The following is a 21,919-nucleotide window of genomic DNA, read 5'->3' as shown; positions in this document are numbered from 1 at the left end:
GAAGTCGCCGTCGCCCGGCACCACCGCCGGCATCGCCGACGGGAACGCGGTCGCGTCCCACGGGCCGATCAGGCAACATCCACCGGATGCTGTTGATCGTTCCCGCGGACCCGCTGCGGCCGCGTCGTCCGGATGACCACTTCGCGCCGGAGACACGCGCGGCCCGGGACGCCGGCGTCGCGGTCGCCCTCGTCGACCACGACGCGTTGGCCCGTGGCGACGACGTGCCGCGGGCGGTGTCCCGAATAACGGTGGAGGGCGAGGCCGTCTACCGCGGGTGGATGTTGCGCAGCGAGCGGTACGCCGCCTTCGCCGCAGCGCTGGCCGGCCGTGGCGTCACGCTGCGGACGAGCGCCGAGCAGTACATGCGGGCCCACGAGCTGCCCGGCTGGTATCCCGACCTCGCCGAATTGACGCCGCGTACGACGTGGACGGTCGGGACACGGCGCGCCGACTTCGAGCGGGCGCGGTGCGACCTCGGCGGCGGGCCAGCGGTGCTACGCGACTTCACCAAGTCGATGAAGCACCACTGGCACGAGGCGGCGTTCATCCCGAACCTGGACGACGGTGACGCCGCCTGGGCGATCGCGAGCCGGTTCCTCGACCTGCGCGCGGAGGACGTCGTCGGTGGCCTCGTGCTGCGCCGGTTCGAGCGGTTCGCCGGCGCCGAGGTCCGCACGTGGTGGATCGACGGCGGCTGCGTCCTGGTCGGCGCGCACCCGGACAGCCCGCACGACACCCCGCCCGCGGACTTCGACCCGTGTCCGCTGGGCGCGTCGATCGCGGCGCTGCGGTTGCCCTTCGTGACGGTGGATCTGGCCCTGCGCGCCGACGGGGTGTGGCGGATCGTCGAACTCGGCGACGGGCAGGTCAGCGACCGGCCGGTCACCATCGCACCGGAAGCACTCGTCGGCGCTCTGTTCACCGACCCGGCTGCGCGGCCACCCGTCGCCCGCCCGCTCAGTCGCCGGACAGTGCGGCGCGCGACGCCGCGACGATCGCCTCCACCCCGATTCCCGCCTGGTCCATGAGCTGGCTCGACGTCCCGGAGGTGGGCAGGCCGCGGACGGCCAGGTGCGTCACCCGCACCGGCTCGGCGAGGTCGGCCAGCGACTCCAGTACGGCCGAGCCGAGGCCACCCTCCGGATAGTGGTCCTCCACCACCACCAGCCGGCCGCCGGTGACCCGGACGGCGTCCAGCAACCGCTGCCGGTCCAGCGGCTTCACCGAGTACAGGTCGATCACCCGGGCCGCGACGCCCTCGCCCGCCAGCCGGTCCGCGGCGGCGAGGCAGTTGTGCACCGTCACCCCGGCCCCGACCAGCGCTACCCGGTCGTCGTCGCCGCCGCGCAGCAGCTTGCTGCCGCCCACCGGGAAGTCTTCGTCGTTGCCGTACAGGACGGGGTACGCCCCCCGGGTCGTCCGCAGGTAGGTGATGCCCCCGCAGTCGACCATCTCCCGCACCAGGGCCGCGCAGGACACGGCGTCGCTGGGGTAGAGGACGGTCGACCCGTGGACGGCGCGCATCGCCGCCAGGTCCTCCAGCCCCATCTGCGAGGGGCCGTCCGCCCCCACCTCCACCCCCGCGTGCGAGCCGGACAGGGCGATGTCGGCCCCGGAGATGCCGGCCATCCGGATGAAGTCGTAGGCGCGGGAGAAGAAGGCCGCGAAGGTCGAGGCGAAGGGCCGGTACCCGCGTACCTGCAACCCGACCGCCGCGGCGACCAGCTGCTGTTCGGCGATGAACATCTCGAAGAACCGGTCGGGATACTCCCCGGCGAACCGGTCGGCGCGCGTCGAGTCGCTGACCTCGCCGTCCAGCGCGACCACGTCCGGCCGGGCGCCCAGCGCGCGCAGCGCGTCGCCGTAGGCGTTGCGGGTGGCGACCTTCGCCCCCCGGTCGTACCGGGGCAGCTCCGGTGGCGCGCCGGCGGCAGCGGCGGGCGGCGGAGCGGCCTCGGGGCGTGGGCCGGCGACGCGGATCTGGCGTACGCCGCCGAGCGCGTCGACGGCGCGGTCGGCCAGGTCGGGCTTGAACGGCTTGCCGTGCCAGCCCGGCTTGTTCTCGACCTCGGGTACGCCCTTGCCCTTCACGGTTCGGGCGAGCACCACGGTCGGGCCCGTCGCCTGCCGGGCGCGGCCCAGCGCCTCGTCGACGGCGGCGAGGTCGTGACCGTCGACGACGACCGCCCGGCAGCCGAACGCCTCGACCCGCCGCCGGTAGGTGTCCAGGTCCCATTCCAACTCGGTCGGCCCCCGCTGCCCGAACCGGTTCACGTCCACGATCGCCGTCAGGTTGCCGAGCCCGTAGTGGCTCGCCTTGTCCAGCGCCTCCCAGATGGAGCCCTCGGCCGTCTCGCTGTCCCCGCACAACACCCAGACGTGGTACGGCAGCCGGTCGAGGTACCGGCCGGCCAGCGCGATCCCGACACCGACGGGCAGCCCCTGGCCGAGCGCGCCCGTGGCCACGTCGACCCAGGGCAGCACCGGTGTCGGGTGCCCCTGCAGGCGCGAGCCGAACTGGCGGTAGGTCTCCACCAGCTCCTCGTCGCTGATCACCCCGACCGCCTTGAAGACCGCGTACAGCAGGGGCGAGGCGTGGCCCTTGGAGAAGATCAGGTGGTCGTTGGCGCGAGCGCCCGGATCCGACCAGTCGTAGCGCAGGTGCCGGGTGACCAGCACGGCGAGCAGGTCCGCGGCGGACAGGCTGGAGGTCGGGTGACCGGACCCGGCTCGGGTGCTGCACCGGATCGCGTCCACCCGCAACTGCGCGGCGAGCTCGCCCAGCTCGGTGATCTCGTCGGCGCGGAGAGTGCGCTCTGCTTCCATCGTCACCGGCATCGCCTCCAGCGATCGGCCTTCCTCGGCCCGGTGCTGCCGGACCGCCCGACCCACGGCCGGGCAGCCCCCGCCGGCCTGCTCCCCGTACCGTAGCCAGGAAATCGGCCCGGCGTCCGGCAACCACCGATCTGCCCCGAGGGACGCCGGCGGCCGACCGGACGACCGCCGGAGAGGCAGGACTATCCGGCGACGCAGCGGGAAAGGGGGGGCCCGGGGAGCCGAACGGATCGGGGGTGCCGTGGAAGCCGTCGTGATCGGCGCGGTGATCGTGGTCGTGTTCTTCGCGCTCGTCGGCGCCCTGAGCATCCGGCTTGTACAGCAGTACCAGCGCGGCATCGTCTTCCGCTTCGGCCGCGTGCTGCAACCGGTCCGCGAGCCCGGCCTGCGCCTGATCGTCCCGATCGCCGACCGGATGGTCCGGGTCAGCATGCAGACGACCGTGATCGGCGTGCCCCCGCAGGGCGCCATCACCCGGGACAACGTCACCCTCACCGTCGACGCGGTCGTCTACTACCGGGTCGTCGACCCGGTGAAGGCGCTGGTCAACGTCCGCGACTACCCTGCGGCCGTGCTCCAGGTGGCGCAGACCGCGCTGCGGTCGGTGATCGGCAAGGCCGACCTGGACACCCTGCTCGGCGACCGGGAGCGGATCAACACCGAGCTGAAGGCCGTCATCGACGCGCCGACCGAGAAGCCGTGGGGGCTGCTCATCGAGCGGGTCGAGGTCAAGGACGTCGCGCTGCCCGAGGGGATGAAGCGGTCGATGTCCCGCCAGGCCGAGGCGGAACGCGAGCGCCGCGCCCGGGTGATCGCCGCCGACGGCGAGTACCAGGCGTCCCGCCGGCTCGCCGACGCGTCCCGGGCGATGGCGGCGACCCCCGGGGCGTACCAGCTCCGGCTGCTGCAGACCGTCGTGGACGTGGCGGCGGAGAAGAACAGCACCCTGGTGATGCCGTTCCCGGTCGAGCTGCTGCGCTTCTTCGACAAGTTCACCCACGCCGCCGCACCCACGCGCGAAGCCGAGCCGCCGGCGGCGCAGCCCCCCGCGGCGGAGCGCGCCGCACCGGCACCCACCGCCGCGCCCGGCGACGGCCGCCACCGACCCCCGGCCTGACCCCTCGCCGGCCCGCGCCTGCCGACCTCGGCGCGCCGCCGCCTCCGTCGCCGGTTCGCCCGGCTGCCCGGGTACGACCACCGCCCGCCGAGCCGGCGGGTGGCCGCCCGCTCGGCGACGACGCTTGCGAGAGGGTGCTACGAGTGGGCGGTGTCCGTTACCGACCATGCCGTCACCCCGCCGCGCCGAGCGGGACGTCCGGAGCCCGGAAGCAGCCGTTGCGCCGATGGATCCACCGCCCGGCGCGACCACAATGGCCACCGAGGCAGCCACGGAGGCTGTCCGTTCCGGGGTGGGGAGGTGAGCGCGTGACCGGCTGGCAGGTCTCGGGCTACCGCCCGGTCCGGCAGCTCGGCGCCGGCGCGTCCGGCCGGGTGGACCTCGCCGTGCACGACGCGACCGGCACCCCGGTCGCCATCAAGTACCTCACCAGCGGCATCGGTGACGACCCCTCGTTCCGCACCGCGTTCCGGGACGAGGCCCGGCTGCTGGCCGAGATCGACGACCCGCACGTCTCCCGGCTCTACGAGTACGTCGAGTCGCCCGCCGGCGCGGCGATCGTCATGGAGCTGGTCGACGGCGTATCGCTGCGGCAGATGCTGCGCGCGCACGGCCCCACCACCGCGGAGTCGGCGCTGTGCGTTCTCAAGGGATCGCTCGCCGGGCTCGGCGCCGCGCACGCCAGGGGCGTGGTGCACCGCGACTACAAGCCGGAGAACGTGCTGGTCACCGCCGAGGGCACCAGCAAGCTGGCCGACTTCGGCATCGCGATGCCGGTCGGGGAGACCTCCGGGGTCAGCGTCACCGGCACCCCCCGCTACATGGCCCCCGAGCAGTGGACGGGCGCCCCGGCCAGCCCGGCCTGCGACATCTACGCGGCCACCGCCACCTTCTACGAGTGCCTCACCGGTCGGCCGCCCTACGACGGGCGGGACCTGTTCACCCTGCACCAGCAGCACGCTCGGGCGCCGATCCCCACCGACCCGGCTCCCGAGCCGGTGCACGACCTGCTGCGGCACGGCATGGCCAAGCAACCGGCCGAGCGACCGCAACCCGCGCAGGTCTTCCTCGCCGTGCTGGAGCAGGTGGCGGCCGGCGCGTACGGACCGGAGTGGGAGGAGCGCGGCCTGCGCGAGCTGGCCCGCCGGGCGGCCCTGCTCGCCGCCCTCTTCCCGTTCCCCGACGGCACCGGCGGGGCCACCAGCCTGGCCAGCACCGCACTGGGCGGGGGCACCGGCCGGTGGACCTGGCTGCGCGCGGGCCGGGCCCGCGCGGCGCTGCTCGGCGGCGGGTTGGTCGCCGCACTGCTGGTCGGCGGGGCCGGGCTGAGCTACGCCAGCCGCGACGAGACCGTGCCGGCGGCGGCCGCCCCGCAGGCGACGGCGGGTCCGACCGGCGAGGCGTCCGCCCCGGCCGCCGCGCCGCCCACGCCGACGGCGGCGGCGACCCCCGTCCCGGCGTCCGCCACGCCCACCGCGACGACGGCCGCCCCGGCGTCAACCGGCCCGAGCGCGTCGTCGTCCCCGTCCGCTTCCGCCTCGCCGACCGCGTCGGCCAGCACCAGCCCGCCACCGCCGGCGGACACCGTCGCGCCCTCCGTCGGGCAGGTCGCGGCAAGCCCGACCGCGATGGACCCCGAGGGCTGTCTGTACGGGCCCACGTCCAGCACCGTGTCCGCCGTCGTCTCCGACGACCGTACGACGGCCGGGAGACTGCGGGTCAGCTTCCGGTACACCCTGGACGGCCGCACCACGGAGGTGCCCATGACGGCCGACCGTCGTGGACTGTTCCGCGGCGTCCTGCGCGACCTGCCCCGGCCGGGCGACAGCACCCGGATCCCGGTCCGGGTCGTCGCGGTCGACGAGGCCGGCAACGCCTCGCCCGAGAGCTCACCGGTCCACGTGACGCTCTACCCGTTCTGCACCCCGGGCTGATCGGTGACCCGGATGTCGACCACGATGACGGAGGGCGGGCCGCCGTGACCCAGCCGAACGACCAGACCGAGGCGCTGCCCACCCACCGGCTGCCCGTCGACGGCGCGGCGACCGCCCGGCTCGACGGCCTCCCGCAGCCGACCGGGCCCACCGCACACCCCGCCTCCGACGAACCCACCGCGCACGTGAGTGCCGGCGAGCCCACGGCACACCTGGCCTCTGGTGACCCGACGGCCTACCTGGGCTCCGGCGAGCCCACGGCCTACCCGGGCTCCGGCGAGCCGACCGCCTATGTGCGTTCCGGCGAGCCGACGGCGTACCCGGGCTCCGGCGAGCCCACGGCGCACCTCGGCTCCGGCGAGCCGGCCGCGCCCCTGTTCGGCGGCGCACCGACGACGCGGCACCCGGCCGCCGGAGACGGCACGGCACACCTGGCCCAGGGGGAAGCTACGGCGCACCTGAACCTTGGGGACGCCACCGGGCACCTCGGCGGGGGAGAGCCCACGGCGCACCTCGCGCCGGGGTGGCGGGTAGCCCCGCCCGCCGGTCCCGTGCCGTCCACGCACGTGGACCCCGGCCGGCTGCCGGTCGATCCGGGTGGGCGGTCCGGGCCGTGGACGGCGCAGCCGAGCGGGCAGGAGCCGACGGGCCCGGTGACCGCGGTCGGGACGGGGCGTACCACCGGGGCCGGGCCGGGGACGGTCTTCGGCGGGCGTACGGGAGCGTCGCCCGCGCCCGCGGGCGGCGAGGTGCGGTTCGGGCCGGGCGTGCCGGCCACCCCACCGGTCGCGCCCGCCTGGCCCGTGCCGACGCCCCCGCGCCGGCGGCGGCCGGCGTGGCGGACCGTCACCTCGGTGCTCTCCACCGTGCTCACCGTCGCGCTGCTCGCCGTCGTCGGCCTCTATCTCTGGCAGCGGATCAGCCCTCTGGAGGTCACCGGGGTCACGGTGGCGGTGCCGCGGCCGGCCGGCGACCGGTGCGACGTCACCGTCGACGTGGTGGCCACCGTGTCGACCAACGGCCGGGCGGGGGAGATCCGCTACCAGTGGCTGCGCAGTGGCAGCGCCCCCGGCAGCCTGCTGACCGAGCGGGTCGGCCGCGGCCAGCGCACCGTCGAGTTGACGCTGCGCTGGGCCTTCAGCGGCGTGGGCACCACGACCGAGACGGCCACGGTCAACATCACCTCGCCGTCCCCGGTGCAGGCCCAGGCCCCGGTCGCCTACGACTGCCGGCGCCGCTGACCCTCCCGGCCGAGCGGGCGCGCGGCCCCGCCGGCACCGTCGCGTCGACGCGACGCCGCCCGGCGCCGACCGGTGTTTCCCCGGCCGGCGCCGAGGGTAGGTCGGGCGCGACGAGACGGACACCCGTGTGGAGGATTCCCATGAGAGACGACTTCGGCGACGCGGTGGGGGACGCCCTCCGCTCGGTGATGCTGTTCCTGCCCAAGGCCGTGGCCTTCGTGGCGATCCTGGTGGTCGGCTGGCTGATCGCCAAGGCCGTGCTCAAGATCGTCGACAAGGTGCTGGAGCGGGTGGGCTTCGACCGCGCGGTGGAGCGCGGCGGGATCCGCCGGGCCCTGGCCCGGTCCCGGTACGACGCCAGCGACATCGTCGCGAAGCTCGCCTACTACGGCGTGCTGCTGGTGACCCTCCAGCTCGCGTTCGGCATCTGGGGCCCGAACCCCGTCTCGGACCTGATCGCCGGCGTGATCGCCTGGCTGCCCCGTGCCTTCGTCGCGATCGTCATCGTCGTGGTCGCCGCCGCGATCGCCAACGCCGTCAAGGACATCATCAGCGGCGCCCTGGGCGGGCTGTCGTACGGCCGCATCCTGGCCAGCATCGCCTCGGTGTTCATCCTCGGCCTCGGCGTCATCGCCGCCCTCAACCAGATCGGTGTGGCGACCGCCGTGACCACCCCGGTGCTGGTCGCCGTGCTCGCCACCGTCGGCGGCATCCTCGTCGTCGGGGTCGGCGGCGGTCTGGTCCGTCCGATGCAGAGCCGCTGGGAGTCCTGGCTGACCCGCGCCGAGCAGGAGTCGCACCTGATCGCCACGCACGCCCGCGCCTACCAGGCCGGCCGCCGCGACACCGAGACCCACCTGACCGAGCCGGCCGCCGACGCCACCCAGGTCGTCCGTGCCGGTGAACCCGCCGGCCCGGCCGTGGACGCCGACGCCACCCAGGTCGTGCCGCGCCCCGCCGACCCGGCCGCGCCCCACGTCGACCCGGACGCCACCCAGGTCACCTCGACGGGCGCCACGGTCCCGGCGCAGCCGACCGGCCAGGACGCCGAGGCCACCATGGTCATCCCGCCGATGGGACAGGAGAAGTTCCGCCGCTGACCGCGCCGCCGCGTTCCGGGGTGGGATCCGCACGGGTCCCACCCCGACGCGTGTCGCGGTACGGCATGGCCGTCAGGGCCGCCGCCTAACATCGCCGGCATGACGTGGCGATGTTGATGCACCGCTGACGGTCGCCCCCGTGGGCCGCCGCGGACGCCGTACGTCCGGCGTCCGCTTCGTCTCCACGGGAAGGCTTCATGACTGTCCACACTGTGCGCGTGCCCGATCCGCGTGTCCGCCGGCTGGCGGCCATCCTCTACGGGTACGCGTTCCTCGGTGAACTCGTTCTGCTCTATCCGCTGTACGCGCTGCTGTTCAGCGACACCGGCCTGTCGGTCTGGCAGATCTCCTCGCTGTTCGTGATCTGGTCGGCCAGCGGCATCCTGCTGGAGGTGCCCTCCGGCGCCTTCGCCGACGCGGTCTCCCGGCGGCTGCTGCTCGCCCTCGCCCCGCTCGTCACGGCCGCCGGCTTCGCGCTCTGGGTGCTCGTCCCCTCGTATCCGGCCTTCGCCGTCGGGTTCGTGCTGTGGGGCGCCGGCGGTGCGCTCGCCTCGGGTGCGCTGGAGGCGCTGGTCTTCGACGAACTCGACCGGCTCGACGCCGCCGGCCGGTACGCCCGCGTCATCGGCCGGGCCAGGACGGCCGAGACGCTCGGCGTGCTCGCCTCGATCGTCCTGGCCGGCCCGGTGTTCGCCGTCGGCGGCTACCCGGCGGTGGGCGTGGCCAGCGTGCTCGCCTGCCTGCTCGCCGCCGCCGTCGCCACCCGCTTCCCCGAACACCGGCGGGGCGACGCCCCGGTGGCCGCTGCCGCTCCCGCAGCCGGGCCGGCAGCGGCCACCACCGCCGGCCCGGCCGCGACCGCCAGCCAGGAGTGGACCGGGCGGGCCGCCGAGGCGGGACGGGACGCGGGCGACGAGGACGGCGACCTCGGCTGGTGGGCGAGCCTGCGCGCCGGGCTCGCCGAGGCGCACGCCGACCGGGCCGTCCGCGCGGCGGTGCTGCTGGTCGCGGCGGTCGCGGCGGTCTGGGGGGCCCTCGAGGAGTACACGCCGCTGCTGGCGCGGGACACCGGCGTCGCCGAGGCGAGCGTGCCGCTGCTGCTCCTGCTCATCTGGGCCGGGGTGAGCGCCGGCGGCCTGCTCGCCCCGGCGGGGGAGCGGCTGACCACCCGCGGGTACGCCGGGCTGCTGGCGGTGTCCGGCGTGGCCCTGGCCGCCGGGGCGCTGCTCGCCCGGCCCGTCGGGTTCGTGCTGGTCGCGGCCGCGTTCTGCGGCTTCCAACTCGCCACCGTGCTCGCCGACGCCCGCTTGCAGGCCCGGGTCACCGGCAGCAGCCGGGCCACGGTCACCTCGCTCGCCGGGATGGCCACCGACGTGACGATCATCGCCGTCTACGGCGGGTACGGCCTGCTCGCCACCGGGGCCGGCAACGGGTTCGCCTTCGCGGTGGCCGCTGTGCCGTACCTGATCGTCGCGCTGCTCCTGGTGACGGGCGGCGGCCGGCGGTCCCGAGGCGGGCCGGGTCGGGTGGCCGCCGGTCGCGTCGGCTGACGACGGGCCCGGCGGCGGTCGGCGTGACCGCCGCCGGGCCGGCGCGCCGTCAGCCGGCGAGGTGCCGGTCCGACCGCTGGTGGCCGGATCGGAGGGGTGGTGCCGGCGACGGACGTGTGCTCATCGGCCCGTGCCTTCCAGGAGGTGCTTGAGCGCGGCCAGCCGGTCCCGCCAGTACGCCTTCAGCTCGGCCGCCTGTTCCGCCCCGGTCAGTTTCTCGTGCTGGACGGACACCCGGGACTTCGTCTCGCCCTTGGCGGCGAAGCCCACCACGAGCCGGGTCGACCCGTCGCCCCAGTCGGCGCGGAACGTCCGGGGCGCGGTGGCGGTGCGGACCCGGACCTCCGCGTCGGGCAGCCACCGGCGGCGCAGCGCGTCGTCGGCGAAGGCGTCGAAGAGCCGCCGCACCGGTACGGCCACCGTGCGGCTGCCGGCGGCGGAGAAGCCGCCGCCGCGCCGCTGACCGGGGGCGCGCAGGCCGCGCGTCTGTTCGTACCCGACGGTGAGGCTCTGCGCCCACCAGCCCGGCACCTCGTGCGTGGTGACCAGCCAGCGGGCGATCTCGGTGTGCGTACGCCCGGTGGCGTCCCAGGCGTCGAGCAGGGCGAACCACTCGTCCCAGCCGCGGCCGGTGCGTTCCCGGACGAGCGCGTCGGAGATCCGCGCGGTCTGCACCGCCGTGCCCGACGACGTCGCGCGCGGCGCGGGCTTCGGCGGCGCGGGCGGTGCGGCGGCGGGCTCGGGCGCGGCGGCGGTCGACCGGGCGACGAGCTGCCGGCGGGCGGTCGTGTAGCTCTCGCCGGTCTTGTCCATCCGGGCCCGGACCCGGGTCTTGAACGACTTGTCACGCGTCATCACATGCTCCCTCGTCGACGGCGCGGGTCGCAGGGACCCACGCTCCCGTCGACCGCGCCGGATCAGGGCATGTGGCACGGCATCCCGAGAACGCGAGGCTCCCTTTGCCTCCGCGACGCCGGTGGCGTGAGCACCGGTAGGGAGGTGAGGCGCGGGACGGCGCCGCCACCAGCATACGCCGGGCGAAAGGACGACGGGAGCGGGACGGGTCGGGGCAGCGGTCAGGGGCCGGCGGTTTCGCCGGTCTGCTCCCAGATCGAACTCATCTCGTCGAAGGCCTGCTCCATGAGCTGCACCATGGCCCGCCGGGCGCGCTCGCCGTCGCGCCGCTGGATCGCCTGGGCCACCTCCGCGTGCAGTTGGAGGGCCTGCTCGTGCGGGTGGTGGGGCATGAGGTGGTGCTGGTGCCGGCCGGTGAGCACCTCCGCGACCAGCTCCTGCAACCGGACGAACATCTCGTTACCGGAGGCGACCAGCACCCGCCGGTGGAACTCGATGTCGAGCCGCAGGAAGCGCTCCTCGTCGCCGGCCTTGCCGGCGGCCCACATCTTCGCCGCGAGCCCGACGAGGTCGCTCGCCTCGTCGTGACCGACCCGGCTGGCCGCGAGCAGGGCGGCGTGCGGCTCGATGGCGGTGCGCAGCTCGGTGATCGAGCGGAGCTGGGCGATGCGGCCGGACGAGGCGAGCCGCCAGCGGATCACCTGCGGGTCGAAGACGTTCCAGGCGTCCGTCGGACGGATCATGACGCCGACCCGTCGGCGGGTCTCGATGAACCCGATCGAGGCGAGCACCCGCAGGACCTCGCGGACGACCGAGCGGGACACGGCGTACCGCTCGACCAGTTCGTCGATGTTGAGGACGGCCCCGGCCGCCAGTTCGCCACCGCAGATGGCCGTGCCGAGGTGGTCGAGGACGCGTGCGTGCAGCCCGGCCTCGGCAGGGGCGATCGGGGCGACTGCGACCCCTGGGGAGGACGGTTTCACACGGCGGATCATATCAGTTGGGTCTACCTCTTGAATAAATCTGCTTTTTCGGCCTAGCATCCCGACGTTAAGCGGATGTAAACAGGGAGGTGGCGGCCCCACGTCGGGCCCGGCCACGGCCACGGCATAAGGAGAGATGGACGTGAGACGTCGATCAGTTATCGGGACTTCCCTGGCGATGGTCGTCGCCCTCGGCCTGTCCGCCTGCGGTGGCGGGGACGACGCCGGCGGCTCGGACACCGTGCGCGTGACGCTGGTGAACCACGTCTGGACGGACAACATCAAGAAGGCGCTGCCGGAGTTCGAGAAGCAGACGGGCCTCAAGGTCGAGGTGACCCAGCTCGGCGAGGACCAGCTCTCCGACCAGTACAACGTCAAGCTGAACGCCGGATCCAGCGACATCGACGTGATGATGTACCGGCCCCTGCAGGAGGGGAAGCTGTTCGCCAAGAACAAGTACCTGGCCGACCTGACCGACAAGGCCAAGTCGGACAGCGCGTTCGAGTTCGGCGACTTCCAGACCGGGCCGGTGCAGGCCACCAGCTACGAGGACAAGCTGGTCGGGGTGCCGATCATCACCGAGCAGGAGGTCCTCTACTACCGCAAGGACCTGCTGGAGAAGTCCGGCTTCACGGCCCCGCCGAAGACCCTCGACGAGCTCAAGGCGCAGGCGGCCAAGGTCGAGGCGGACAACCCGGGCGTTGCGGGCTTCGTGTCCCGCACCGGCAAGGCGGCCGCCGTAACGCAGTTCTCCAGCTTCCTCTACAGCTTCGGCGGCGACTTCGTCGACGCCAACGGCAAGGCGTCGGTCAACACCGACCAGGCCAAGCAGGCGTACGCCTACTACGGCGGGCTGCTGCGCGAGCACGGCCCGGAGAACATCAGCACCGACATGAGCTGGTCCGAGGCGATGGCGATCTTCACCCAGGGCAAGGCGGCCTTCTACACCGAGGCCAACTCGCTCTACAAGAACGCCACCGACCCGGCCAAGTCGAAGGTCTCCGAGACCGTCGGGTTCGCCGCCTTCCCGGCCGGCCCGGCCGGCTCGAAGCCGTACAACATCCCCTCGTGGGCGCTCGGCGTCAACGAGACGTCCAAGAACCAGGACAACGCCTGGAAGTTCATCCAGTGGGCGGCCGGCAAGGAGCAGGCGCTGGCGCAGCAGAAGGCCGGCGTTCCCAGCGCCCGTACGTCCGTCTGGGAGAACCCGGAGGGCTCGGCGAGCTACCCGAAGGACCTCGCCGAGGCCACCACGGTCAGCACCGCCAACGGCGTGGGCCACGACCGTCCGCTGGTCGTGAAGGTCGCCCAGGCGCGGGAGATCGTCGGCCAGCCGATCGTCGACGCGATCACCGGCAAGGACGCGGCCGCCTCGGCGGACGCGGCCAACGAGGCGTTCCAGAAGTTCCTCGACGACGAGGCGAAGTAGCCCGAAGCGCAGGTGGCGGAGCCGACCGGCTCCGCCACCCCGCGTCGGGACGCTGGCCCTGACCCCCCACCCGGAGACCTCATGTCAGCCGTCACCACACCAGTCAAAAGATCGACCGAGGCGCGTCCGGCGTCCCCGGAGACCTCGGCCTGGTCGCGCTGGGCCAACGAGCACCGCAAGTGGCTCTTCGCGGCACCCGCCATGGCGTTCGTCGCCGTGCTGATCGTCTTCCCGGTGGCCTGGACCGGGTACCTCAGCCTGACCGACGCCGAGGGCTCGGTACGCGCCGAGAGCGAGTTCATCGGCTTCCAGAACTACCTCGACGTGCTCACCGACACCGACCGCTTCTGGCCGGCCGTGTGGCGCACCGCCCTCTTCACCGGCGTCGTGCTCCTCTTCGAGGTCGTGCTCGGCATGGCGATCGCCCTGCTGCTGTGGCGGCCGTTCCGCGGTGAGAAGTGGGTCCGCGTCGCGATCCTGCTGCCGCTGGTCGCCACCCCGGTCGCGGTCGGCATGATGTGGCGGCTGATCTTCGACCCCAACATCGGCATGGCGAACCAGGTGCTCGGCTGGGTCGGGATCGGCCCCCAGCCCTGGCTGTCCGGGCAGAGCTCGGCCCTGCCCACGACGATGTTCATCGACATCTGGCAGTGGACGCCGATGGTCGTGCTGATCCTGCTCGCCGGCCTGACGTCGCTGTCCGACGAGCCGCAGGAGGCGGCGCTGATCGACGGCGCCAGCACCTGGCAGCGGTTCCGGCACGTCACCCTGCCGCTGCTGATGCCTACCGTGATCGTCGCGGTCCTGCTGCGCGGCATCGACGCCCTGAAGACCTTCGACATCCTCTACGCCACCAAGGGGCGCGGCGGCGGGTCGTTCCACGAGGTGGAGACCCTCAACGTCTACGCCTACGGCCTCAGCTTCGACTACAACGACTACGGCGTCTCGTCGACGGTCCTCATCATCTTCTTCCTGATCATCATCGGGGTGATGTGGGCCCTGACCTACCGCAAGAAGGGGCTGGACCGATGAAGCCGAGCAGGCCGTTCAAGGTCTTCCGGGCGGTGGCCCTGGTCGTCGTGGTGTTCTCGCTGATGGCGCCGCTGCTCTGGATGATCCTCGCGTCGCTGAAGACCAACGTCGACATCTACGACACCGACAAGGCGTTCTCCTTCTCGCCCACCCTGGACAACTACGGCACGGTGCTGGAGCAGGCGAACTACGTCCAGTTCATCGGCAACAGCCTCTGGGTGGCGTTCGCGGCGACCGTGCTGTCGCTCCTGCTCGGCGTGCCCGCCGCGTACTCGATGAGCCGCTTCAACATGAAGAAGTCCGCGCTCGTCGTGCTCATGGCCCGGGTCATCCCCGGCGTCTCGCTGCTGGTGCCCTGGTACTACGTCTTCTCGAACCTGCAGATGGTCGGCGGGTTCACCGTGCTGATCCTCAGCCACATGTTCGTGTCGCTGCCGCTGATCGTCTACATCATGATGGGCTACTTCGACGGCCTGCCGAGCGAACTCGAGGAGGCGGCGCTCGTCGACGGGCTGACCCACATCGGCGCGTTCCGGCGGATCACCCTGCCGCTGTCGGTGCCCGGCATCGCCACCGCGGGGATCCTGTCCTTCATCTTCTCCTGGAACAACTTCATGTTCGCCCTCGTGCTCTCCGGCGCCGACACCAAGACGCTCCCCGTGGCGATCTTCGACTTCGTCGGCTACGCCAGCATCGACTGGGGCGGCCTGATGGCCGCGGCCACCGTGGTCACCGTGCCGATCATGGTGATCGCCCTGTTCGTGCAGAAGTACATCGTCTCCGGCCTGACCGCCGGCGCCACGAAGGGCTGAGGACGCCATGACGACAATCGAAAAGGTCGAGACCTTCCTCGTCGCGCCGCGCTGGCTGTTCGTCCGGGTGCAGACCTCCTCCGGCATCGTCGGCTGGGGCGAGGCGACCTGCGAGGGCCGCTCCGAGACCGTCCGCACCGCCGTCGAGCAGCTCAGCGAACTGCTCATCGGCCAGGACGCGCTGCGCATCGAGGACCACTGGCAGGTCATGACCAAGGGCTCGTTCTACCGGGGCGGGCCGATCCTGGCCAGCGCCGTGTCCGGGCTCGACCAGGCGCTGTGGGACATCGCCGGCAAGCACTTCGGCGCGCCGGTGCACCAGCTGCTCGGCGGCCCGGTCCGGGACCGGATCCGGGTCTACGGCTGGGTCGGCGGCGACGAACCCGCCGAGGTCCGCGACCAGATCGCCGCCGCCGTCGAGACCGGCCTCACCGCGGTGAAGATGAACGCGTCCGGGAAGATGAGCCCGGTCGCGTCGGTCGCCGAACTCGACGGCGTCGTCCAACGGGTGGCCGCCGCCCGCGAGGTGCTCGGCGACGAGCGGGACGTGGCGGTCGACTTCCACGGCCGCTTCACCCTCGCCACCGCCCGCCGGGTCGCCCCGCTGCTCGAGCCGTACCGGCCGTTCTTCCTCGAGGAACCGGTGGTCCCGGAGAACTCGCACCTCATCGGCGAGTTCGTCCGCTCCACCACCACGCCGGTGTCGACGGGGGAGCGGCTCTACAGCCGGCAGGAGTTCCTGCCGGTGCTGCAGGCCGGCATCGCGGTCGCCCAGCCGGACCTCTCGCACGCCGGCGGCATCACCGAGGTCCGCAAGATCGCCGCGCTGGCCGAGGTGTACGACGTGCAGCTCGCCCCGCACTGCCCGCTCGGGCCGATCGCCCTCGCGGCCTGCCTGCAGGTCGGCTTCGCCACGCCGAACTACCTGATCCAGGAACAGAGCATCGGCATCCACTACAACCTCGGCGCCGAGGTGCTCGACTACTGCCTCGACAAGACCCCGCTGACGTTCGTCGACGGGTACGTCGAGCGGCTCACGGCGCCCGGACTCGGCATCGAGATCGACGAACACGCCGTGCGAACGGCGGACAAGCGCGGCCACTCGTGGCGCAGCCCCACGTGGCGGCACCGTGACGGCTCCTACGCAGAATGGTGATCACATGACCCTCGACCTCACCGCCGAACTCACCGACGCCCGCATCCTCGCGGTCATCCGGGGCACCGACACCGCCGGCGCGATCGCCGCCGGCACCGCCCTGCTCGAGGAGGGCGTACGCCTCGTCGAGGTGGCCCTCACCACGCCGGACGCTCTGCGGGCCGTCGAGGCGCTGCGCGGGGTCGCCCCCGCCGGCTCCCTGGTCGGCGCCGGCACCGTGCTCACCGCCGCCGACGTGGCCGACGTGGCCGCCGCGGGCGCCCAGTTCGTGGTGACGCCGGCCGTGGTCGAGTCGATCCCCGAGGCGGCCCGCCGGGGCATCCCGGTCGCCGCCGGCGCGTTCACCCCGACCGAGGCGTACACCGCGATGCGGATGGGCGCGTCGGCGATCAAGCTGTTCCCGTCGTCGGTCGGCGGCCCGGCGTACCTCAAGGCGGTGCGCGATCCGTTCCCGGACATCCCGTTCGTCGCGGTCGGCGGCGTCGGCCTGGCCGACGTGCCCGGCTACCTGAAGGCCGGCGCGATCGCGGTCGGCGTCGGCGGGCCGCTGGTCGGCGACGCCGCCTCCGGCGGTGACCTGGACGCGCTGCGGACGCGGGCCCGCACCTACCTCGCCGCCGTGCGGGAGCCGGCCGCGTCATGACCGCGCCCGACCTGCTCACCTTCGGCGAGACCATGGTGTCGCTGCGCTCCGCCGGCCCGCTCGCCGCCGGCGGGCCGCTGACCATGCACCTGGCCGGCGCCGAGTCCAACGTGGCGGTGGGGGTGGCCCGGCTGGGCCACCGGGCCGCCTGGGCCGGCCGGGTGAGCACCGACGAGTTCGGCGAGTACACGCTGCGGCAGCTGCGCGCCGAGGGCGTCGGTGTCGACGGCGTGACCCGCGACCCGGACCGGCCGACCGGCCTGATGTTCCTGGAGCAGCGCACCGCCGACCTGACCCGGGTGCAGTACCACCGGGCCGGATCGGCCGGGTCGGCGCTGCGGGCCGACGACCTGCGGACGCCGTTGGCCGCCGGCGCCGGAATGCTGCACCTGACCGGGATCACCCCGGCGCTGTCCGACACCGCCCGCGCGGCCACCCGCTGGGCCGCCGAGGCCGCGGCCGAGGCGGGCATCCCCGTCTGCCTCGACGTCAACTACCGCGCCCGCCTCTGGTCCCGCGACGCCGCCCGCGAGGTGCTCACCCCGCTGGCGGGGTACGCCTCGGTCGTCATCGCCTCCGCCGACGAGCTCGACCTCGTCGGCGACCCGGGGGCCGACGAGGCCACGGTCGTGGCGGACCTGCTCGGGCGGGGCGTGGACACCGTCCTGGTCAAGCTGGGCGCCGACGGGGCCCGGGCGCACACCCCGGACGGCGTCCAGCACGTCGGGGCGCTGACCGTGACCGCCGTCGACCCCGTCGGCGCCGGGGACGCGTTCACCGCGGGCTACCTGTCCGGCTGGTTCGACGGGCTCGACCTGGCCGGTCGCCTGCGCCGCGCGGCCACCCTCGGCGCCTTCGCGGTCTCCAGCCGAGGCGACTGCGAAGGGCTGCCCCGCCGCGCCGAACTGTCCCTTCTCGACGGCCACGAGACGGGCAGTGTTCTCCGTTAGCCGCCCCGCGCACCTGTAGAAGAAAGGCATCCCGTGAAGATCGTCGCCGCTGACGTCATCGTCTCCAGCCCCGACCGCAACTTCGTCACCCTGAAGATCACCACCGACGACGGGATCACCGGCCTGGGCGACGGCACCCTCAACGGCCGCGAACTGTCGGTCGCCTCGTACCTGCGCGACCACGTCGTCCCGCTGCTGATCGGCCGCGACCCGCACCGCATCGAGGACACCTGGCAGTTCCTGTACCGCTCGGCGTACTGGCGGCGCGGGCCGGTCACCATGGCGGCCATCGCGGCGGTGGACGTGGCGCTGTGGGACATCAAGGCCAAGGCCGCCGGCATGCCGCTGTACCAGCTGCTGGGCGGGGCCTCCCGCACCGGCATCATGGCCTACGGCCACGCCTCCGGCCGCGACATCCCGGAGCTGTTCGACTCGATCCGCCGGCACCTGGAGCTCGGCTTCCGGTCGATCCGCGTGCAGACCTCCGTGCCGGGCATCAACGCCGTGTACGGCGTCGCCGCCCAGCCCAGCGCCGACGGCAAGCGGTACGACTACGAGCCGGCGCAGCGCACCCCGCTGCCGGCCGAGGAGGACTGGGACACCCGCGCCTACCTGCGCCACCTGCCCGGCGTCTTCGAGGCGGTCCGCAACGAGTTCGGCCCGGAGTTGCCGCTGCTGCACGACGGCCACCACCGGATGACCCCGATCCAGGCCGCGAAGCTGGGCAAGGCCCTGGAGCCGTACGACCTGTTCTGGCTGGAGGACTGCACCCCGGCGGAGAACCAGGAGGCGCTGCGGCTGGTGCGCCACCACACCACCACCCCGCTGGCCATCGGGGAAATCTTCAACACGGTGTGGGACTACCAGACCCTCATCCGCGAGCAACTGATCGACTACGTGCGCTCCGCCGTCACCCACACCGGCGGCATCACGGCCATGCGCAAGCTGCTCGACTTCGCCGCCCAGTACCAGATCAAGTCCGGCATCCACGGCCCGACCGACATCTCGCCGGTCGGCATGGCCGCCGCGCTGCACCTGGACCTCGCCATCCACAACTTCGGCATCCAGGAGTACATGCAGCACGGGCCGCTCACCAACGAGGTCTTCCGGCAGTCGTTCACCTTCACCGACGGCTACCTGCACCCGGGCGAGCAGCCGGGGCTCGGCGTGGAACTCGACGAGGAAGCCGCGGCGAAGTTCCCGTACGTGCCGGCCTACCTGCCGTTCAACCGGCTCAAGGACGGGACGGTCCATGACTGGTGAGAGCCGCCCGGGCGGCCCGGCCGCGACCCGGCACGTGGTCGTGATGGGGGTGTCCGGGGCCGGCAAGACGACCGTGGCCCGGGGCATCAGCGACCGTACCGGCCTGACCTTCGCCGAGGCGGACGAGTTCCACTCGCCGGCCAACGTGGCGCGGATGCGGGCCGGCGTGCCGCTGGACGACGCCGCGCGCCTGCCCTGGCTGCGCGACCTGGCCGCATGGATGGCGGCCCGCTCCGCCGAGGGCGTGTCGACGGTGCTGGCCTGCTCGGCGCTGAAGCGCTCCTACCGCGACGTGCTGCGCCAGGGGCCGCCGAGCGTCGAGTTCGTCCACCTGGACGGGCCGGCCGAGGTGATCCGGGACCGGATGGCCCGGCGTGCCGGGCACTACATGCCGGCGAGCCTGCTGGAGTCGCAGTTGGCGACCCTGGAGCAGCCCCACCCGGACGAGTCGGTGCTGGTGCTCGACGTCTCGCTGGCGCCGGACGAACTCGTCTCGGCGGCGGTCGACGGCCTCGGCCTGCGCACCGGCCTCCCCACCGGCGGGTAGCCGCGGCGCACCGGCCCGGCGGCTGCCGGGCCGGTGTCAGCCGGGCAACTCGTCGACGTAGACCCAGCGCCCGTCCTCGCGGACGAATCGGCTGCGCTCGGTCTGCGTCCCCGGCCGACCGCCCGCGCGGTAGTGGGCGCGGAACTCGACGACGCCCGTGGTGTCGAACAGCCCGCCCCGGTCGGCGTCGACGATCTCCAGCCCCGTCCAGCGCTGGCTCGGATCCAGGTCGAGCCGGCGCGGCCGGGTCGAGGAGTGCCAGCTCCGCAGCAGGTAGGCGGTGTCGCCGACGGCGAAGGCGCTGTACCGCGAGCGCATCAGCGCCTCGGCCGTCGCCGCGTCGGCCTCGCCCCGGTGCAGTCGCCCGCAGCACCGCGCGTACGGCTGGGCGGACCCGCACGGGCAGGTCCGGTCGGGGTCGTCGGCCGCGCTCCGGCGGGGTCTGGTCGCCACGGGCCCATTCTGGCCGACGGTCCGCCGCGACCGGCGTCCGGACCCGGCACGCGGGCGTCCGACCCCGGCGCCGTACGCCGACGGCTCGGTCCGCCGCCGGTTCGCCGCCGGAACACCGTCGTGCGGGCCGGGTCAGCGGCCGCTCGTCCGGGCTGTCCGCCGGTTGCCGAAGGACTCCATGGTCGTTGCCTTGCGGGCCGGTGCCTTCGTGGCCGCGCCGGCACGGGTCGCGGCGGCCTTCGCCGTCTTCTTCGCGGGCGCCTTCTTCGCCGGCGCGCCCGTGGCCGGCGCCTTCCGGGTGCGGGTGGGGGCCGCCGTGGCGGAGGTGGCCTTCTTCCGGGCCACCCGGGGCGTCGTCGATGTCGGCTTCTCACCCGGGGTCTTGGCCGCGGTCGTCCCGGTGGCCCGTTTCGTGGCCGTCGCCACCTTCTTCGCCGCCGCCGTCCGCTTCATCGGGGCCTTGCGCGCCCCGGTGGCCTTCCTGGCCCGTCCTGCGTCCGCCATCGTCGCTCCTCGGGAATCGGCCCTGGGCGCACCGTCTTCCCCCGGCCCCGGCGGTCAAACGCCGGCAGGTGCTGGGCGTCCGGCCGGCCGGTACACGCGGGCGCGTGGCGCGGGCCGGATCGGACCAGTCGGCGCGACGGAAATCGGCCCTGCCGGTGGGCCGATCGGTCGGTCAGGCTCGCAGGGACTTTCCCCGAGCGTCGACGGACTGGAACCCTCGCAATGACGACCGCCGACATGTCATCTGGGGAGCGCGACGTAGCGCCACCTGCTGTCGCCCGGGTCCTTCCTACCGTCGCTGAGGTCGATCTCGACCCCGGAAGGCTCCAGGGCATCCCGCAGCCGACGCATCATGGCCGCGCTGAGGTAGTGGTGCTGGAGGTCGAGCCACCTCAGGTGAGTGAGCGGCCGGCCGTTGAGAAGCGCCGCGGCGCCGGTGTCCGACAGGGCGCCCATGGACAGGGCCAGGGACCGCAACTGTGCGACGACGGGAGCCTCGGCGACCGCCGCAGCAATCTCGTCCTGCAGCATGCTGTTGAGCAGTCCCAGGTGACGCAGCGCAGGGAAGCGTTCGCCGGAGAGCAGCGCTGCCAGGTCAGCAACGGCGGTGTCGCCCCCGCGATCCCGGACTCCGAGCCACAGCTCCAGTTCCTTCAGCGCGGGCAACTCGGAGGCGCAGAGTCCGCGCGCCACCTGGACCGGAAGGCCAGCGCTCTCGAACTCTAGGTACTGCAGCGAAGTGTGGCGCAGCGGTGAGACGGCCATGCCTGGCCCGCCGCGCGCTTCGAACCGCTCCAGCAGTGGGTAGGCGCTCAGCAGGGGGGTCACATCGGTCTGCCGGATCCAGGAGATGTCGCAATCCTCGTAGGAGATGTCCCCGAAGTGAAAGGCTCGCAGGCCGGTCAGTCGGTCCGCTGCGGCGACGGCCAGGTCGAGAATGGGCGCGGGGTCGAACTCATATGCGTCCGCCCAGCCGCCGAATACCAGGGCTCGTACCCCGGCGAGGTCGACCGCCTGGAGGAACTGCTGCCACGTCTCCGCGAAGCTCTGGTCGCTGTCGCACCCGCCACCACTCACGCGCCATGCCACCGACGCTGCTTCCCGCAGGTCACCGTCACTGGTGAAGTCGACGACCGGTAGGCCGTGAAACGTGTCTAGGTCACCCGGCATGGTGCAACTCCTCAGTTGCTGTGTTCTCGGTCATCGCTTTCTCGACCGGCAGCGGCACGGGTCGCCTGGCGACCGGTCGTCGCCGGAGGACCGCCCGCGCGCATGCCGGACCAGCCAGGGCAGCAGGTGCCGGCGGGTCCAGGCCAACTCGGCGCGGAACACCTCGTGGCGCCGACGGCGCGGTGCGATCTCCAGCGGGCGCGTCCAACCGTCGTCGGTCTCCGGCAGCCCGACGGTGTGCGCGAGCGCGGCGGCGATCCGCTCGTGGCCGGCGCTGTTGGCGTGCAGCCGGTCGTCGCTCCACAGCCGCCATGTACCGCTGCCACATCACGTGGGCGAGGG

At 73.4% G+C, this 21,919-nt stretch carries 20 protein-coding genes; 14 read left to right on the top strand and 6 right to left on the bottom strand.

Annotated elements, in window-relative coordinates; genetic code table 11:
• Window positions 1-86: 86 nt before the first annotated feature.
• Complete coding sequence (locus ACZ6Q9_RS01245) at window positions 87-1,031, top strand: ATP-grasp domain-containing protein (protein ID WP_396826900.1); 945 nt, start codon at window positions 87-89, stop codon at window positions 1,029-1,031.
• Here ACZ6Q9_RS01245 and ACZ6Q9_RS01240 read toward each other — a convergent pair.
• On the bottom strand, window positions 961-2,829 hold the full coding sequence (locus ACZ6Q9_RS01240) for a transketolase (protein WP_396827115.1): 1,869 nt from the start codon (window positions 2,827-2,829) through the stop codon (window positions 961-963). The genes ACZ6Q9_RS01245 and ACZ6Q9_RS01240 overlap by 71 nt on opposite strands.
• A 250-nt stretch (window positions 2,830-3,079) precedes the next feature.
• Here ACZ6Q9_RS01240 and ACZ6Q9_RS01235 point away from each other — a divergent pair, with 250 nt between their 5' ends.
• From ACZ6Q9_RS01235 to ACZ6Q9_RS01215, 5 genes are all read left to right on the top strand, one after another.
• The gene (locus ACZ6Q9_RS01235) at window positions 3,080-3,955 is read left to right on the top strand and encodes an SPFH domain-containing protein (RefSeq protein ID WP_396826901.1); all 876 of its coding nucleotides are present in this window, start codon (window positions 3,080-3,082) and stop codon (window positions 3,953-3,955) included.
• 308 nt (window positions 3,956-4,263) lie between these two features.
• Complete coding sequence (locus ACZ6Q9_RS01230; protein ID WP_396826903.1) at window positions 4,264-5,889, top strand: serine/threonine-protein kinase; 1,626 nt, start codon at window positions 4,264-4,266, stop codon at window positions 5,887-5,889.
• A 44-nt stretch (window positions 5,890-5,933) separates the two neighbouring features.
• Window positions 5,934-7,130, top strand: a complete 1,197-nt coding sequence (locus tag ACZ6Q9_RS01225; RefSeq protein WP_396826905.1) for a hypothetical protein — start codon at window positions 5,934-5,936, stop codon at window positions 7,128-7,130.
• 140 nt (window positions 7,131-7,270) lie between these two features.
• A complete protein-coding gene (locus tag ACZ6Q9_RS01220) occupies window positions 7,271-8,230 on the top strand; it encodes a mechanosensitive ion channel family protein (RefSeq protein ID WP_393264006.1) in 960 nt (319 codons plus the stop codon).
• 197 nt (window positions 8,231-8,427) lie between these two features.
• A complete protein-coding gene (locus ACZ6Q9_RS01215; RefSeq protein ID WP_393454247.1) occupies window positions 8,428-9,780 on the top strand; it encodes an MFS transporter in 1,353 nt (450 codons plus the stop codon).
• Window positions 9,781-9,900: 120 nt separating this feature from the next.
• Here ACZ6Q9_RS01215 and ACZ6Q9_RS01210 read toward each other — a convergent pair whose 3' ends face one another.
• Both ACZ6Q9_RS01210 and ACZ6Q9_RS01205 read right to left on the bottom strand, forming a co-directional pair.
• A complete protein-coding gene (locus ACZ6Q9_RS01210) occupies window positions 9,901-10,635 on the bottom strand; it encodes a hypothetical protein (protein ID WP_396826906.1) in 735 nt (244 codons plus the stop codon).
• A gap of 221 nt (window positions 10,636-10,856) precedes the next feature.
• Window positions 10,857-11,618, bottom strand: coding sequence for a FadR/GntR family transcriptional regulator (locus ACZ6Q9_RS01205; protein ID WP_396826908.1), 762 nt, complete (start codon window positions 11,616-11,618; stop codon window positions 10,857-10,859).
• A 136-nt stretch (window positions 11,619-11,754) separates the two neighbouring features.
• Between ACZ6Q9_RS01205 and ACZ6Q9_RS01200 the strand changes: the two genes are divergently transcribed.
• From ACZ6Q9_RS01200 to ACZ6Q9_RS01165, 8 genes are all read left to right on the top strand, one after another.
• Window positions 11,755-13,047: an ABC transporter substrate-binding protein gene (locus tag ACZ6Q9_RS01200; protein ID WP_466021376.1), complete on the top strand. Its 1,293-nt coding sequence runs from the start codon at window positions 11,755-11,757 to the stop codon at window positions 13,045-13,047.
• Window positions 13,048-13,128: 81 nt separating this feature from the next.
• Window positions 13,129-14,079, top strand: a complete 951-nt coding sequence (locus ACZ6Q9_RS01195) for a carbohydrate ABC transporter permease (RefSeq protein WP_363706493.1) — start codon at window positions 13,129-13,131, stop codon at window positions 14,077-14,079.
• The gene (locus tag ACZ6Q9_RS01190) at window positions 14,076-14,891 is read left to right on the top strand and encodes a carbohydrate ABC transporter permease (protein ID WP_357700978.1); all 816 of its coding nucleotides are present in this window, start codon (window positions 14,076-14,078) and stop codon (window positions 14,889-14,891) included. The genes ACZ6Q9_RS01195 and ACZ6Q9_RS01190 overlap by 4 nt, the downstream gene beginning before the upstream one ends.
• A 7-nt stretch (window positions 14,892-14,898) precedes the next feature.
• Window positions 14,899-16,047 carry a galactonate dehydratase gene (gene dgoD / locus ACZ6Q9_RS01185; RefSeq protein ID WP_393454253.1) on the top strand — a complete coding sequence of 383 codons (1,149 nt, stop codon included), beginning with the start codon at window positions 14,899-14,901 and terminating at the stop codon, window positions 16,045-16,047.
• A 4-nt stretch (window positions 16,048-16,051) separates the two neighbouring features.
• Window positions 16,052-16,690, top strand: coding sequence for a bifunctional 4-hydroxy-2-oxoglutarate aldolase/2-dehydro-3-deoxy-phosphogluconate aldolase (locus ACZ6Q9_RS01180; RefSeq protein WP_393263995.1), 639 nt, complete (start codon window positions 16,052-16,054; stop codon window positions 16,688-16,690).
• Window positions 16,687-17,640, top strand: coding sequence for a sugar kinase (locus ACZ6Q9_RS01175; protein WP_393454259.1), 954 nt, complete (start codon window positions 16,687-16,689; stop codon window positions 17,638-17,640). Before ACZ6Q9_RS01180 ends, ACZ6Q9_RS01175 begins: the two co-directional genes overlap by 4 nt.
• A 33-nt stretch (window positions 17,641-17,673) precedes the next feature.
• Window positions 17,674-18,903: a D-mannonate dehydratase ManD gene (manD, locus tag ACZ6Q9_RS01170; RefSeq protein ID WP_350708225.1), complete on the top strand. Its 1,230-nt coding sequence runs from the start codon at window positions 17,674-17,676 to the stop codon at window positions 18,901-18,903.
• On the top strand, window positions 18,893-19,450 hold the full coding sequence (locus ACZ6Q9_RS01165) for a gluconokinase (RefSeq protein WP_393263991.1): 558 nt from the start codon (window positions 18,893-18,895) through the stop codon (window positions 19,448-19,450). Before manD ends, ACZ6Q9_RS01165 begins: the two co-directional genes overlap by 11 nt.
• A gap of 36 nt (window positions 19,451-19,486) precedes the next feature.
• Here the strand turns inward: ACZ6Q9_RS01165 and ACZ6Q9_RS01160 are convergent, their stop codons facing one another.
• The 3 genes from ACZ6Q9_RS01160 to ACZ6Q9_RS01150 all read right to left on the bottom strand — a co-directional run bounded on the left by ACZ6Q9_RS01160 (window position 19,487) and on the right by ACZ6Q9_RS01150 (window position 21,577).
• The gene (locus ACZ6Q9_RS01160; RefSeq protein WP_393454262.1) at window positions 19,487-19,903 is read right to left on the bottom strand and encodes a YchJ family protein; all 417 of its coding nucleotides are present in this window, start codon (window positions 19,901-19,903) and stop codon (window positions 19,487-19,489) included.
• 132 nt (window positions 19,904-20,035) lie between these two features.
• Window positions 20,036-20,407, bottom strand: coding sequence for a hypothetical protein (locus tag ACZ6Q9_RS01155; RefSeq protein WP_396826912.1), 372 nt, complete (start codon window positions 20,405-20,407; stop codon window positions 20,036-20,038).
• Window positions 20,408-20,647: 240 nt separating this feature from the next.
• The gene (locus ACZ6Q9_RS01150; RefSeq protein WP_393454268.1) at window positions 20,648-21,577 is read right to left on the bottom strand and encodes an STM4015 family protein; all 930 of its coding nucleotides are present in this window, start codon (window positions 21,575-21,577) and stop codon (window positions 20,648-20,650) included.
• Window positions 21,578-21,919 lie beyond the last annotated feature (342 nt).

Source organism: Micromonospora sp. NPDC049139 (assembly GCF_055586845.1).
The sequence above is the reverse complement of the archived record's forward strand: the minus strand, read 5'-3'. Positions and strand labels throughout refer to the sequence as shown.